Here is a 13,391-nt window from a genome sequence, read left to right on the forward strand (position 1 = left end):
CTTGGTTTTCCCCAATCCTGACCAGACATGGGGTGATGAAGCTGGCACACTTGTCTGTCGGCTTGGCCGATTTCCGCCTGGGTGGAAGGCAGATGCCTCCACCGGTCGGAACCCCAGGAAGGCGCTTGGCGGCTTACGCAGGCGCATCTCCGACTTTCACAGACTCTTTGAGGAAACCAAGATGGCTGACGATATCACCGAAAAACTGGCTGCCCGCCTGGAAGAACTGGAGCGCGGCCTGAAAAAGAGCCGCCGGCAGTTCGGCCGTACCGCCGAGCGTTCGCGCGACCACCTGGAGCGTGAGTGGGATGCCCTGAAAGCCGACATCTCCGATCTGCTGGACAGCGACTCGCTGGCCGACCGCCCGGAAGTGCGTGCCGCGCTGAACCATGTGCGTGACTCCATCCAGCGCATGTCCGACGTGGCCTACGACACGGCCCAGGAAGTGCACCGCCGCGCCCGCGAAGGCGCTGCCCGTGTGGACGATTACGCCCACACCTCGCCGTGGCAGACGGCCGGCATGGCCGCCGCTGCAGGCCTGGTGATCGGCTTCCTGCTGTCGCGTCGCTGATCATCGCGCTTATGTAGCCGGGAAGCGCCTGAACGCACTTCCCGAGCCACTGCCCGCTGGCCGGTCTCTCCCTGCGACCGGCCAGCGGGTTCCCATTCCCAGCGCAGGCACCGCCGGCGCTTCATGGCCCTGTGCCTCCTCACACATGCTCGGCAAACTCCTCGAACCCCGCATCCGACGGATGAAGCGGACTGCCGCCGATCTGGTGGCAGGCCTGGACGACCGCAGCCGTCTGCTGGCGCTGGAACTCGGCACCGAATCCCGCTGGCTGGCCAAGCTGGTGGGCACAAGCCTGGCTGCTGGTGTCGTCGCCATCATCTGCCTGGTGTGGCTGATGGCCACCCTGGTGGCCCTGGCCTGGGACACCCCCTGGCGCCTGCATGCGCTGGGCATCGCCGCCGGCTTCTGGGTCATCCTCAGCCTGGCCTTGGTGCTGCGCATCCGCAGCCTGCTCAAAGGCCACCCCGAACCCTTCCCCCTCAGCCGTCAGGTGCTGGCCGATGATCTGCGCAGCCTGAAGGAAGACCTGGAACGTGAGCGTAATTCAGAATCATGAATGACGAACAACTGAACATGAGCCGTTCCAGCCGTACCGACGAAACCGCCGAGGACATCTTCGCGCGCATCCAGCGACGTCGCACACTGGCCATGAACGGCAACAACACCGAACGCGGTGCGCTGCGACAGGAAGGGGCGTCCAGCGAGGCACGCCCGGCCGCCTTGGCGGGTGAGTCGCTGGCTGACATCCTGCGTCGTGCCGCAGCCAAGGAAGCCGCAGCGCCTCATGGTGCAGGACCGGCGCATGGCCTGGGACATGACCAAACCGGCGCAGCAGACCGTGGCAGCAGCCCCCGGAGCGCTGAAGGCAGGGCCACCACTGGCACCACCGAACACACCGGAAGCAGCAGTAATTCTGCATTCAGTAATTTCAGGAGCAAAACAGCATCCGGGCCGCGCACTCGCCCGCCGGTGGACTACCCGTTGCTGGTGGATGAAGACGGCACGCCCATTGACGAGGATGCGCCCGACTTCCGGGACAACGGCCGGCCTCGTGACAGTTTTCCGCGCAGCAAGACAATGCAGGCGCTGCTGCGTTACCCCACGCTGACAACGGCCGTGGGGCTGGCCGTGGCCGTGCCCATGGCCACCCTGGTGCTGCGCACACCGGCCGCCCGGCAGACACTGCTGCGCATCGGCAAGTTTGCGGCGGAGCAGGAAGTGTGGAAGTACGTGCGCAAGCTCAGCAAGTAGAGCAAGCCGTCAGTCCAGATCCGGCAGCGCCTCGGTGCGGGTGCGGCGGGCATCCAGCGCCTGAACCTCGCGGCGCAGCCACCACAGCATCAGGAGGCCCGGCAGCGCCGCGGCCACCGTCATCAGGAAGAAGCTGGGCCAGCCCTGCTGCTCGACCACCACGCCGGCCACCGGCCCCACGTAGACACGGCCGATGGCCGCCAGCGCCGACAGCAGCGCGTACTGCGCAGCCGAAAACCGCCGGTCGGTCAGGGTCATGAGGAAGGCCACGAAGGCGGCCGTGCCCAGCCCCCCGCAGAGGTTCTCGATGCCGATGGCACCGGCCATCAGCAGGTAGCTCTTGGGCAGCACCGACAGCAGCCAGTAGCCCACGTTGGAGAACGCCTGCAGGATGCCGAAGAACATCAGCGACTGGTAGAGCGAGCGCGACGACAGCCAGGCCCCACCCAGCAGCGCGCCAACAATGGTGGCCAGAAGACCCAGCCCCTTGTTGATGGCACCGATCTCGGCCTGACTGAAACCTACACCGCGCAGCAGGAAGCTGGTGGACAGGCTGGCGGCAAAGGCATCGCCCAGCTTGTACAGCACGATGAGCAGCAGGAAGGCCAGCGCATGCGGCCGGGCAAAGAAGGCATCCCAGGGCGCCACGAAGGACGGAAAGCCCACGCGGCGCGCCACCAGCACGGCACCCACGCCGGTCAGCAGCATCACCAGGGTTTCGGCCAGCAACTGGCCCAGCGGCCCGGCCTGCAGCCACGCCAGCACCGGCCGGCTGGCCTGCGTGCACAGCCACCACAGCAGCGCACCGCCCAGCACCATGGCCACGAAACCCTTCAGCTCGGCCCCCGCGCCGCCACTGGCCTGCTGGGGCCGGGCAATGCGTGGGCTCCAGACCGTGGCCCCCATCAGCAGCAGCAGCATGACGCCCATGATGCGATAGGTGCCCGGCCAGCCCAGCCAGGTATCGGCCAGGATGAAGCTGCCGCCCCCCGAGACCAGCATGGCCAGGCGGTAGCCCAGCACCGAGACCGCGGCGCCGGCGCCCCGTTCCTCGGGCGAGAGCAGATCGGCCCGATAGGCATCGAAGACCACGTCCTGCGAGGCCGACAGCCACGCCACCACCACCGACAGCACGGCGATCAGATGGATATGGTGGGCCGGATCAAGCTGGGCCAGCCCCAGGCAGGCCAGCGCCATGGCCAGCTGAAACACCAGGATCCAGCCCCGCCGCCGCCCCAGCAGCCGGGGCTCGAAGCGATCGAGCAGCGGCGCCCAGACGAACTTGAAGGTATAGGGCAGCCCCACCAGCGCAAAGTAGCCGATGGTGTGCAGATCGATGCCATTGACCGTGAGCCACGCCTGCAGCGCCCCCGCCGTGAGCGCCAGCGGCAGCCCGCTGGAAAAGCCCAGCAGCAACATCGCGGCAATGCGCCGCGACGCGAAGACTTGCCCATAGGTCTGCCACAACCCGGGCGCGGGCTTGGGGGAATCGCTCATCCACCGAGTGTAGCAGCGCGTGGCCCCCAGCTTCATGGCCGCCATTCCACCCCCGTCCATGCTGCTGACGGCCGGGCAGCGACACGGCATGAATGAAGGCGGGATGCGTGAAATACGCGACACCGCTACCCGGACCCACCAGCCACCACGACCTCTGCACGCACCGCCAGTCAGGCCGCCAGGGCCCAACACATGAGCCCCCCATGAAGCCCCCTCTGCCTTGTGCCCCACGAAACCGTGAAGGGTGTAATCTTCTGTGTTCCGCCGCCCCTCAACCCTTTACAGATTTCATGACCAAGAAGCTCTCTGCTGCCGAATCCGCCCTGCGCGATGCCGCGCGGGAATACCATGCCCTGCCGTCGCCGGGCAAGATCACCGTCCGCCCCACCAAGCCGCTGTCCAACCAGCGTGACCTGTCGCTGGCCTATTCGCCGGGCGTGGCCTATCCGTGCCTGGACATCCAGGCCGACCCGGCCAAGGCTGCCGAGTACACCTCGCGCGGCAACCTAGTGGGCGTGATCACCAACGGCACCGCCGTACTGGGCCTGGGCGACATCGGCCCGCTGGCCGGCAAGCCGGTGATGGAAGGCAAGGGCTGCCTGTTCAAGAAGTTTGCCGGCATCGACGTGTTCGACATCGAGCTGGCCGAGCGCGACCCCGACAAGCTGGTCGAGATCATCAGCGCACTGGAACCCACCCTGGGCGGCATCAACCTGGAAGACATCAAGGCCCCCGAGTGCTTCTACATCGAGCGCCAGCTGCGCGAGAAGATGAAGATCCCCGTCTTCCACGACGACCAGCACGGCACCGCCATCATTTCGGGCTCGGCGCTGGTCAACGGCCTGGAACTGGTGGGCAAGCCCATCGGCGAGGTGAAGGTGGCCGTCTCGGGCGCAGGCGCTGCGGCCCTGGCCTGCTTGGACATCTTCGTGGCCCTGGGCGTGAACCCGAAGAACATCTACGTGGCCGACTCCAAGGGCGTCATCTACAAGGGCCGCCCGGGCGGCTTCGATGAGTCCAAGGCACGCTACGCACAGGACACCGACGCTCGCACGCTGGCCGACATCGTGAAGGACGCCGACGTGTTCCTGGGCTGCTCGGCCCCCGGCGTGCTGACCGGCGACATGGTCAAGACCATGGCCCGCCAGCCGGTGATCCTGGCCCTGGCCAACCCCGAGCCCGAGATCCGCCCCGAAGATGCCCGTGCCGCCCGCGCCGACTGCATCATCGCCACCGGCCGTTCGGACTACCCGAACCAGGTCAACAACGTGCTGTGCTTCCCGTACATCTTCCGGGGCGCCCTGGACTGCGGCGCATCGCGCATCACCGAAGAGATGAAGCTGGCCTGCGTGCGCGAGATCGCCGCCCTGGCCAAGGCCGAGGCCAGCGATGAAGTGGCCAGCGCCTACACCGGCAAGGACCTGAACTTCGGTCCTGACTACATTATCCCCACCCCCTTCGATCCGCGCCTGATCCTGCGCATCGCCCCGGCCGTGGCCGAGGCCGCTGCAGCCTCCGGCGTCGCCGCCCGTCCCATCGAGGACATGGATGCCTACCGGCAGTCGCTCTATCGCTTCATCTACTCCACCGGCCTGCTGATGCGCCCGGTCGTGGCTGCCGCCAAGGCCGCCGCCCCGGAATTCAAGCGCGTGGCCTATGCCGAGGGTGAAGACGAGCGCGTGCTGCGCTGCGCCCAGACCGCCATCGACGAAGGCCTGGCTCGCCCCCTCCTGATCGGTCGGCCCTCGGTGATCGAGGCCCGCATCAAGAAGGCTGGCCTGCGGATGAAGGTCGGCAAGGACATTGAGATCATCAACCCCGACGACGACCCGCGCTTCCGCACCTACTGGGAAGAATACTGGCGTCTGATGGGACGGGAAGGCGTCTCGCAGGAAGCCGCCAAGGCTGCCGTGCGCCGCTCCACCACGCTGATTGCCGCCCTGATGGTGCGCATGGGCGATGCCGACACCATGCTGTGCGGCACGCTCGGCCGCTTCGACGTGCACCTGGGCAACGTCCGCGACGTGATCGGCGCGCGCCCCGGCACCCCGCTGGCCACCGTCAACGCCATTGCCATGGGCAACCGCACCCTGTTCATCACCGACACCTACGTCAACGATGACCCCGATGCCGAGACCCTGGCCAAGATCGCCGTCATGGCGGCCGAGGAAGTGAACAACTTCGGCATCCCGCCCAAGGTGGCCTTCGTGTCGCACTCGCAGTTCGGCAGCTCGCGCCGCCCGTCGGCCATCAAGATGCGCCAGGCGCGCGACATCTTCCGCAGCGTGGCCCCGCACATCAACTGCGACGGCGAGATGCACGGCGACGCCGCCCTGCTGCCGGAACTGCGTGACCGCCTGGTGCCCGACAGCACGCTGGATGGCGACGCCAACCTGCTGGTGTGCCCGAACCTGGATTCGGCCAACATCCTGTTCAACGTACTCAAGACCACCGACGGGCACGGCATCACCATCGGCCCGATCCTGCTGGGCAGCGCCTTCCCCGCGCACGTCATGACGCCTTCGGCCACCGTGCGCCGGCTGGTGAACATGACGGCCCTGGCCGTGGCCGAAGTGGCTGCCGGCAAGAAGCACAAGGCTGGCGGCGTGGCCTGATGGCCCGGAGATCCTGCCTGACAGGCTGACGCCCCAAGGCAGGACCGCTCATTACCCCGCAGCAGTACAGTCTGCCAATGATCGCCCGATGGGTTTGCGCCTGTCGGGCGATTTTATTTTGAAGGCCCCTACCCAACAACGTAGCAACCACCATACACCAACACTACCAAACAAACCTTAATACAACCGAAATCATAACGTATGCGTTAGTGTAAAAACACACACACTTCCAAATCCCCAGCATCACGCGCATCATTCACAAACCAAAAGAACCAAAGGAAGAACCATGCCAGCAATTGTCCCCGAACTCATCGAAATGGCAACGAAAGAAAACACTTCGACCACCGAATTGCTTAGAAAAGCCCTTATTGTTTCCGAACGCCTATCTCTACCAGACTTCTATCAATGGACAAATAACGAACTAAGCGGGTACACAGACAAAGTCCCGCCATACAGAATACACAAAGGAATCCCACAACTCGTAAACGGGTCAGGAACAAAACTCAATATCGACACAAAATTCGATATAGAAATAGAGCAACATCTGTACATCGCAGTAACGGAGTCAGTACCGGAAATAGAAGCAGCAATAGAATATAATGGAATGATATGCCGAACAATCAAGCCACTAGAGAAATCCATCTCGAATTTTCGCTCCAGCAACGGTTACCGCCCGACAGCTATTCTTGAAAAAACAAAATCCAAAAGCATATTAGAGGCAATCAAAAACGAAGTCCTTAAATTTGCCCTAAACCTAGAAAAAATGGAATCAAAGGAGACGGGATGACTTTCAATAACAAAGAAAAGGAGATAGCCAAACACTACAAAATAACAAACATAAACGGACAAATCCAAATCGACTCCCCTGGGTCAAGCCAATCTCAGACAAAGACAGTTGACACCGAGAAACTTTGTGAGCTGGTTTCAGCACTACGCAAGGCCCTGGACAAAGACAACTCCATGAGCTCAGATGGGAGACTTGAACTTGAATCAGAACTCGCAGCTCTGGAAGCTCAAGCCAGATCACCCAAACCGAAATGGCCAATCGTCAACGCAGCAGCCCTCAGTCTCAAGTCGATTCTGGAGAATGCGGCGGGAAGCGCCCTTGCAAGCGCCGCCCTTCCTCTTCTTTCTCAATTTCTTTGATGCCCCTCACCCCCTAGGCCAGTCATAGTCAATGATCAGCGGCGCGTGGTCCGAGAATCGCTCGTCCTTGTAGATCTCGGCGCGGGTGGCGGTGGCGGCGATGCCGGGGGTGGCGATCTGGTAGTCGATGCGCCAGCCCACGTTCTTGGCCCACGCCTGGCCGCGGTTGCTCCACCAGGTGTATTGCTCGGGGCGGGGGTCCAGTTGACGGAACACGTCGACAAAGCCGATCTCGTCCAGGAGGCTGCTGAGCCACTGGCGCTCTTCGGGCAGGAAGCCGGAGTTCTTCTGGTTGGAGCGCCAGTTCTTCAGGTCGATTTCCTTGTGGGCAACGTTCCAGTCGCCGCACAGGATGATCTCGCGACCGCTGTCCTTCAGTTCCTGCATGTGGCGGGCAAAGGCTTCCATGAAGACGAACTTGCGTTGCAGGCGCTCTTCGGAGGAGGAACCGGAGGGGACGTAGACCGAGATGATGGCGTGGGTGCCGAAGTCCATCTCGATGTAGCGGCCCTCGGCGTCGAATTCGGGCTGGCCGAAGCCTTCGCGGATGGTCTGGGGGGTATGGGGGGTGTAGATGCCCACGCCGCTGTAGCCGCGCCGCTCGGCCAGGTGGAAGCGCCCGACGGCCGGGCCGATGGCCTGCATGGTGTCGTCCATGTCGGAGAGCTGGGCGCGCACTTCCTGCACGCAGATGGCATCGGCACCAAGGGTGGCAGCCCAGGGGAACCAGCCCTTGCGGGCGGCGGACCGGATACCGTTAAGATTCTGGGATACGACTCGCAACATGCAGGCACCTATGATGAAAGATATTTCCCACGAGTTTATCCAGTTCGCGCTCGACACCGGAGCGCTGCGCTTCGGCGAGTTCAAGACGAAGGCGGGGCGGCTGTCGCCGTACTTCTTCAATGCGGGGCTCTTCCACGACGGCGAGGGGCTGGGCCGTCTGGCCGGTTTCTACGCCGACCGGCTGCTGCAGGTGGAAGAAACCGTACCGAAGTTCGATGTGCTGTTCGGACCGGCCTACAAGGGCATCACGCTGGCCTCGGCCATGGCAGTAGCCTGCGCGGCGCGGGGCCGCAACCTGCCCTTCTGCTTCAACCGCAAGGAAGCCAAGGACCACGGCGAGGGCGGCAACCTGGTGGGGGCGCCGCTCACGGGGCGGGTGGCCATCATCGATGACGTGATCTCGGCCGGCACGTCAGTGCGGGAGTCAGTGGAGATCATCCGGGCGGCCGGGGCCGAGCCAGCGGCGGTGTTCATCGCGCTGGACCGGATGGAGCGCGGCGGCAACGCAGAAGTGGTGGCGGCGCAGTCAGCCGTGGAGGAGGTGCGCGAGCGCTGGGGGATCGAGGTATATGCGCTGGCCACGCTGGACGATCTGCTGGGCTATCTGGAGTCGGATGCCCGGCCGTCGACGGAACGCTACAGCGCCGAGGTGCTTGCCACTCATCGTTTGGCCATCGCCGACTATCGCAGCCGCTATGGCACGGGGCGTCGCCCCTGACTACAGTGGCGGGTATGAGCCTCGATCATGCCCGTTTCGTGCTGTTAACCCTCTCCCTGGCCCTGGTGTCGGGGACGATGGCCATGGCGCATGCGCAGTCGATGCCGGTGTCGGACAACGCCCCCCGGGGCGGCACCTCCATCTACGTCTGCAAGGACGAAAATGGGCGGGTGATCTCGTCGGATCAGCCGATCGACGCCTGCGCGCGGCGCAACATGCGCGAGCTGAACCGTGACGGTTCGGTGCGCCGGGTGCTGCCGCCGCCGCTGACGCGGCAGCAGGAACGTGAGGCGGCCCAGCAGGCGCTGGTGCGCCAGGAACAGGAACGGGCGCTGAAGGCGCAGCAGGCGCATGATCGGCACCTGCTGCTGACCTACAAGACACCGGAAGACCTGCGCAAGCGCCAGGAACAGCAGATCCAGCTGATCGACGAGGAAATCTCTGCGGCGATGCGGCGCATCCTGGTGCTGGACCAGAACCTGAAAGAGGAGCGCGAGCAGGCAGCCGAGTGGCAGAAGAAGCAGGACCGCCCCAATGCCCGCCTGCCCTATGCGGTGCAGCAACGCATCTCGTCGATTGCCAACGCGATCCTGGCCGAGGATGCGCTGATCCAGGAGCGGCGCAACGAGCGCACGCGCCTGAACCGCGATTTCGAGGCCAATGCGGCCCGACTGGCCGAGCTGCTGTCACACCTGCCGGGGCAACAGGAACCCACAGACTGATCGGCGCCGCCCGGATCCCGTTCCGGGCAGCCCGTGTCGATCTCAGCCCAGTTTCTTCTTCAGCAGTTCGTTGACCTGCTGCGGGTTGGCCTTGCCCTTGCTGAGCTTCATGACCTGACCCACCAGGGCGTTGAAGGCCTTTTCCTTGCCGGCCCGGTACTCGTCCACCGACTTGGCGTTGTTGGCCAGCACCTGGTCGATGATCGGACCCAGCACATCGTCGCCGCTGATCTGACGCAGGCCCTGACGGTCGATGAGGGCATCGACCACTTCCGGCCCGCCCTGCACGGGGCCTTCGGCCCACAGGGTGTGGAAGACTTCGCGCGCCAGCTTGCCCGAGAGGGTGCCGTCGGCAATGCGAATGACCAGCCCGGCCAGCTGCGGGGCGCTGACCTTGCTGTCGGCAATGTCCAGTCCGTCGCGATTGAGCTGGGCCGCCAGCTCACCCATCATCCAGTTGGCCAGGGTCTTGGCCTGGGCAGCGGCATCGGGCAGGGCCGCCAGCGCGGCCTCGAAGAACTGGGCGCTGGCCAGGCTGCTGGTCAGCGTCAGTGCGTCGGCCTGCGGCAGGCCCAGCTCGTCCTGGTAGCGGGCGCGCTTGGTGCTGGGCAGCTCGGGCATGTCGTTGCGCACGGCCTCGATCTGCGCCGGATCAATGACGAGCGGCGGCAGGTCGGGCTCGGGGAAGTAGCGGTAGTCATCCGCGTCTTCCTTGGTGCGCATTGAGCGGGTCTCGTCGGCATCCGGATCGTAGAGCCGGGTTTCCTGGACCACGCGGCCACCGTCCTCGATCAGCTCGATCTGGCGGCGCACCTCGAACTGGATGGCCCGCTCCAGGAAGCGGAACGAGTTGAGGTTCTTGATCTCGGCGCGGGTGCCAAATTCCTTCTGGCCCAGCGGCCGGACCGAGACGTTGGCATCCACGCGGAAGGAACCTTCCTGCATGTTGCCATCGCAGATGCCCAGCCACGTCACCAGACCGTGCAGCGCCCGTGCATAGGCCACGGCCTCGGCGGCGCTGCGCAGCTCGGGTTCGCTGACGATCTCCAGCAGCGGCGTGCCGGCCCGGTTCAGGTCGATGCCCGACATGCCGGCAAAGTCCTCGTGCAACGACTTGCCGGCGTCTTCCTCAAGGTGGGCGCGGGTGAGATTGATGGTGCGGATGCGCGGCGGATCGCCAGCCTTCTCGGCCGGAACGGCGATGTCCAGCGTACCGCCCAGCACCACCGGCTGCTCATACTGGCTGATCTGGTAGCCCTTGGGCAGATCAGGGTAGAAGTAGTTCTTGCGGGCAAAGATGGAGACCGGTGCGACCTGCGCGCCGATGGCCAGCCCGAAGCGGATGGCATGCTCGACCGCCTGCCGATTGAGCACCGGCAGGGTGCCGGGCAGACCCAGGTCCACGGGGCAGGCCTGGGTGTTGGGCTCGGCCCCGAATCGGGTGGAGGCCCCGGAAAAGATCTTGGACCGGGTCAAGAGCTGGGCATGGACTTCCAGCCCGATCACCACTTCCCATTGCATGAGCGTATTTCCCGTATCAGCGGTTCAGACTGGCGCAGCGGCCGGTCTGCGGATTGAACATCACCGGCCAGGCTTCCTCAGCCACGCTGCGCGGCGTGCAGAACGACTGGCAGTTGGCGTGGGCCAGGGTCACGCGCCGGGCGTCCTGGTAGATGAGCAGCTTGCAGGCGCCGCGGCTGCGCGAGAGCAGCTCGATGTGCGGCGCATTCTTGGTCTGGCGGAAGTCACGCAGGTTGAAGTGGCACTGGCCACGCTTGCCCACCTTCACGTGCCAGTCCAGCTGCTGCACCTGGCCACCCGTCACGCGCAGCGTGGCGTTCTCGCCAAAGCCGTCAATGTCGGTCTGCTGGCAGGTGCCCGCAAAGTTCTGCAGCGTGCCCTCGCCCGGCAGCGCCCGGGTGGCCGGCTGCTGTGCCGTCACCGGCGGCCTGGTCGCCGTTGCAGCCGGTTTCTTCGTGCGCTTGACCATGGGCATGGTCGTGCAGGCCGCCAGCGCCACGGCCGTCAGCAACAGGGCCGCCCGTTGCAGCCAGCGCTGGCGGGGGGCGTGATTCTGTAATTCAGCATTCATGATTGACTGTTCCTCGTTGTGTAGGGCTATCCATGGGCCTGCCGGATAAGTCCTTCGGCATGGCGCGCTTGCATGCGCCTGCCTGCAGGGTAGCCCCGGCGGCCGGATGTCATGGGAAAGCCCCGTTCCTCGGAAGGAAGATGCCTCAGGCCCCCTGCCCCGGCCGGCGCAGGTGCCAGTCGGTGTGCTGCTGGTAGGTGTGGCCGATGGACAGCAACCGCGCTTCGGTCAGCGCAGGCCCCACCAGCTGCAGGCCCACGGGCAGGCCGGCGGCGTCGAAGCCGCAGGGCAGCGACAGGCCCGGCAGGCCGGCCAGCGAGGCGGGCAGCGTGTAGATGTCGGCCAGGTAGTTGCGCACCGGATCATCGGTCTGCTGACCGATGGGCCAGGCCGTCTCGGGCGAGACCGGACCGGCAATCACGTCCACGTCCGCAAAGACGCGCGTGAAGTCGTCGGCGATCATCCGGCGCAGCTGCTGGGCCTTGCGGTAGTAGGCGTCGTAGTAGCCGTGCGAGAGCACGTAGGTGCCGATCATGATGCGGCGCTTCACTTCAGGACCAAAGCCCTCGGCGCGGCTGTTCATGTAGAGCGACTTCAGGTCGGATGCATCAGCGCTGCGGTGGCCGTAGCGCACACCGTCAAAGCGCGCCAGGTTACTGGAGGCTTCAGCCGGGGCGATGACGTAATAGGCCGGGATGGACAGCTCGGTATGCGGCAGCGAGACCGGCACCAGCGTGGCCCCCAGGGCCTCGAAGCGGGCCAGCGCCGCCCGCACCGCGTCACGCACGGCCGGGGCCAGGCTCTCGCCCAGGAACTCGTCGGGCACGCCAACGCGCAGGCCCTTGAGCGGCATGTCGGCGTTGCCACCCCAGTCAGCGGCGGGCACGGTGGCCAGGTCATCGGCCGGGGCGCGCAGGCTGGTGGCGTCGCGCTCATCGAAGCCGGCCATGGCCGACAGCAGCAGCGCGCAGTCGGCGGCCGAGCGTGCAAACACGCCGGCCTGATCCAGACTGCTGGCGAAGGCGATCATGCCGTAGCGCGAGACGCGCCCGTAGGTGGGCTTGATGCCGGTGACGCCGCACATGGCCGCCGGCTGGCGCACCGAACCGCCGGTGTCGGTCCCGGTGGAGACCGGCACCAGGCCAGCTGCCACGGCAGCGGCCGAGCCACCCGACGAGCCACCGGCCACGCGGGACGGATCCCAGGGGTTCTTCACCGGGCCGAAGAACGAGTTCTCGTTGCCCGACCCCATGGCGAATTCGTCGCAGTTGAGCTTGCCGACGCAGACGGCACCGGCCTCGCGCACCTTGCGCACAACGGTGGCGTCAAAGGGGCTCTGGTAGTCCGCCAGCATCTTCGAGCCGGCAGTGGACTTCCAGCCGCGGGTGACGAAGACATCCTTGTGGGCCATGGGCACGCCCAGCAGCGGGCTTGCGCGCTCGCCGGACTGGCGGGCAGCGGCCAGCCGGGCATCGGCCTCGTCGGCCTGGGCCAGCGTCAGCTCGGGCTGCACGTCCACGAAGGCATTGATGTCGCTGGCGGCAGCGGCCGCCAGGCAGTGTTCGGCCAGTTCGCGGGCCGAGACGTCACCGGCCTGCAGGGCGGCGCCGATGGCGCCGAGGTTGCCGGTTTCCAGCAGGGTCTTGGTTGTGCTCATGCTTACTCCACCACCCGCGGGACGAGGTACAGGCCATCGGCCACGGACGGCGCGGAACGCTGGTTCTCGGCGCGATGATCGCTTTCGGTGACGACATCGTCACGCAGTCGCTGGCCGACATGGCCGGCGTGGGTCATGGGCTCGACGCCGGTGGTGTCGACGGCACGCAGCTTCTCGATGATGCCGAAGATGTCGTCGAGCTGGGCCAGCATGTGGGCGCGCTCCGCATCATCCAGCCGGATGCGGGCAAGTTCGCCGAGACGTGAAATGTCGTCGGACGTGAGTGACATCGGGGATCCCCTGGCGGAACCGGGCGGACGGCGCGGCGCCCCGCTC

At 65.5% G+C, this 13,391-nt stretch carries 14 protein-coding genes; 8 read left to right on the top strand and 6 right to left on the bottom strand.

The window, feature by feature from the left end; translation table 11 throughout:
- Window positions 1–181 precede the first annotated feature (181 nt).
- From EL249_RS01835 to EL249_RS01845, 3 genes are all read left to right on the top strand, one after another.
- The gene (locus EL249_RS01835; protein ID WP_005674715.1) at window positions 182–571 is read left to right on the top strand and encodes an ElaB/YgaM/YqjD family protein; all 390 of its coding nucleotides are present in this window, start codon (window positions 182–184) and stop codon (window positions 569–571) included.
- Between the two features lie 181 nt (window positions 572–752).
- Window positions 753–1,127 (top strand): phage holin family protein, encoded by a 375-nt coding sequence (locus EL249_RS01840; RefSeq protein ID WP_040530176.1) that lies wholly within the window; start codon window positions 753–755, stop codon window positions 1,125–1,127.
- A 17-nt stretch (window positions 1,128–1,144) separates the two neighbouring features.
- A complete protein-coding gene (locus tag EL249_RS01845; protein ID WP_170169589.1) occupies window positions 1,145–1,822 on the top strand; it encodes a hypothetical protein in 678 nt (225 codons plus the stop codon).
- A 9-nt stretch (window positions 1,823–1,831) separates the two neighbouring features.
- Here the strand turns inward: EL249_RS01845 and EL249_RS01850 are convergent, their stop codons facing one another.
- Entirely contained in the window at window positions 1,832–3,319 is a 1,488-nt protein-coding gene (locus EL249_RS01850) for an AmpG family muropeptide MFS transporter (RefSeq protein ID WP_126348044.1), read from the bottom strand.
- 290 nt (window positions 3,320–3,609) lie between these two features.
- On the opposite strand from EL249_RS01850, the gene EL249_RS01855 reads away from it, so the two are divergent.
- The 3 genes from EL249_RS01855 to EL249_RS01865 all read left to right on the top strand — a co-directional run bounded on the left by EL249_RS01855 (window position 3,610) and on the right by EL249_RS01865 (window position 7,080).
- A complete protein-coding gene (locus EL249_RS01855; RefSeq protein ID WP_005674711.1) occupies window positions 3,610–5,934 on the top strand; it encodes an NADP-dependent malic enzyme in 2,325 nt (774 codons plus the stop codon).
- A 286-nt stretch (window positions 5,935–6,220) separates the two neighbouring features.
- Window positions 6,221–6,721 (top strand): AbiTii domain-containing protein, encoded by a 501-nt coding sequence (locus EL249_RS01860; protein ID WP_005674710.1) that lies wholly within the window; start codon window positions 6,221–6,223, stop codon window positions 6,719–6,721.
- Entirely contained in the window at window positions 6,718–7,080 is a 363-nt protein-coding gene (locus EL249_RS01865) for a hypothetical protein (RefSeq protein ID WP_005674709.1), read from the top strand. The genes EL249_RS01860 and EL249_RS01865 overlap by 4 nt, the downstream gene beginning before the upstream one ends.
- A 6-nt stretch (window positions 7,081–7,086) precedes the next feature.
- On the opposite strand, the gene EL249_RS01870 is transcribed toward EL249_RS01865, so the two are convergent.
- The gene (locus EL249_RS01870) at window positions 7,087–7,866 is read right to left on the bottom strand and encodes an exodeoxyribonuclease III (RefSeq protein WP_126348045.1); all 780 of its coding nucleotides are present in this window, start codon (window positions 7,864–7,866) and stop codon (window positions 7,087–7,089) included.
- 13 nt (window positions 7,867–7,879) lie between these two features.
- On the opposite strand from EL249_RS01870, the gene pyrE reads away from it, so the two are divergent.
- Window positions 7,880–8,584: an orotate phosphoribosyltransferase gene (gene pyrE / locus EL249_RS01875; RefSeq protein WP_411431042.1), complete on the top strand. Its 705-nt coding sequence runs from the start codon at window positions 7,880–7,882 to the stop codon at window positions 8,582–8,584.
- A 14-nt stretch (window positions 8,585–8,598) separates the two neighbouring features.
- Window positions 8,599–9,306, top strand: a complete 708-nt coding sequence (locus EL249_RS01880) for a DUF4124 domain-containing protein (protein ID WP_005674706.1) — start codon at window positions 8,599–8,601, stop codon at window positions 9,304–9,306.
- Window positions 9,307–9,348: 42 nt separating this feature from the next.
- Here the strand turns inward: EL249_RS01880 and gatB are convergent, their stop codons facing one another.
- The 4 genes from gatB to gatC all read right to left on the bottom strand — a co-directional run bounded on the left by gatB (window position 9,349) and on the right by gatC (window position 13,345).
- Window positions 9,349–10,827 carry an Asp-tRNA(Asn)/Glu-tRNA(Gln) amidotransferase subunit GatB gene (gene gatB, locus EL249_RS01885; protein WP_005674705.1) on the bottom strand — a complete coding sequence of 493 codons (1,479 nt, stop codon included), beginning with the start codon at window positions 10,825–10,827 and terminating at the stop codon, window positions 9,349–9,351.
- 16 nt (window positions 10,828–10,843) lie between these two features.
- The gene (locus tag EL249_RS01890; RefSeq protein ID WP_005674703.1) at window positions 10,844–11,398 is read right to left on the bottom strand and encodes a hypothetical protein; all 555 of its coding nucleotides are present in this window, start codon (window positions 11,396–11,398) and stop codon (window positions 10,844–10,846) included.
- Window positions 11,399–11,543: 145 nt separating this feature from the next.
- Complete coding sequence (gene gatA / locus EL249_RS01895; RefSeq protein WP_005674702.1) at window positions 11,544–13,055, bottom strand: Asp-tRNA(Asn)/Glu-tRNA(Gln) amidotransferase subunit GatA; 1,512 nt, start codon at window positions 13,053–13,055, stop codon at window positions 11,544–11,546.
- Between the two features lie 2 nt (window positions 13,056–13,057).
- Complete coding sequence (gene gatC, locus EL249_RS01900) at window positions 13,058–13,345, bottom strand: Asp-tRNA(Asn)/Glu-tRNA(Gln) amidotransferase subunit GatC (RefSeq protein ID WP_005674701.1); 288 nt, start codon at window positions 13,343–13,345, stop codon at window positions 13,058–13,060.
- Between the last annotated feature and the right edge of the window lie 46 nt (window positions 13,346–13,391).

The sequence above is a fragment of the Lautropia mirabilis genome, assembly GCF_900637555.1.
Classification (GTDB): domain Bacteria; phylum Pseudomonadota; class Gammaproteobacteria; order Burkholderiales; family Burkholderiaceae_E; genus Lautropia; species Lautropia mirabilis.

Coding starts and splice junctions, on each gene's coding strand:
- gatB (WP_005674705.1), bottom strand. CDS start 10,827: ATGCAATGGGAAGTGGTGATCGGGCTGGAAGTCCATGCCCAGCTCTTG.
- EL249_RS01855 (WP_005674711.1), top strand. CDS start 3,610: ATGACCAAGAAGCTCTCTGCTGCCGAATCCGCCCTGCGCGATGCCGCG.
- EL249_RS01865 (WP_005674709.1), top strand. CDS start 6,718: ATGACTTTCAATAACAAAGAAAAGGAGATAGCCAAACACTACAAAATA.
- pyrE (WP_411431042.1), top strand. CDS start 7,880: ATGAAAGATATTTCCCACGAGTTTATCCAGTTCGCGCTCGACACCGGA.
- EL249_RS01840 (WP_040530176.1), top strand. CDS start 753: ATGAAGCGGACTGCCGCCGATCTGGTGGCAGGCCTGGACGACCGCAGC.
- gatA (WP_005674702.1), bottom strand. CDS start 13,055: ATGAGCACAACCAAGACCCTGCTGGAAACCGGCAACCTCGGCGCCATC.
- EL249_RS01870 (WP_126348045.1), bottom strand. CDS start 7,866: ATGTTGCGAGTCGTATCCCAGAATCTTAACGGTATCCGGTCCGCCGCC.
- EL249_RS01835 (WP_005674715.1), top strand. CDS start 182: ATGGCTGACGATATCACCGAAAAACTGGCTGCCCGCCTGGAAGAACTG.
- EL249_RS01890 (WP_005674703.1), bottom strand. CDS start 11,398: ATGAATGCTGAATTACAGAATCACGCCCCCCGCCAGCGCTGGCTGCAA.
- EL249_RS01850 (WP_126348044.1), bottom strand. CDS start 3,319: ATGAGCGATTCCCCCAAGCCCGCGCCCGGGTTGTGGCAGACCTATGGG.
- EL249_RS01845 (WP_170169589.1), top strand. CDS start 1,145: ATGAGCCGTTCCAGCCGTACCGACGAAACCGCCGAGGACATCTTCGCG.
- EL249_RS01860 (WP_005674710.1), top strand. CDS start 6,221: ATGCCAGCAATTGTCCCCGAACTCATCGAAATGGCAACGAAAGAAAAC.
- gatC (WP_005674701.1), bottom strand. CDS start 13,345: ATGTCACTCACGTCCGACGACATTTCACGTCTCGGCGAACTTGCCCGC.
- EL249_RS01880 (WP_005674706.1), top strand. CDS start 8,599: ATGAGCCTCGATCATGCCCGTTTCGTGCTGTTAACCCTCTCCCTGGCC.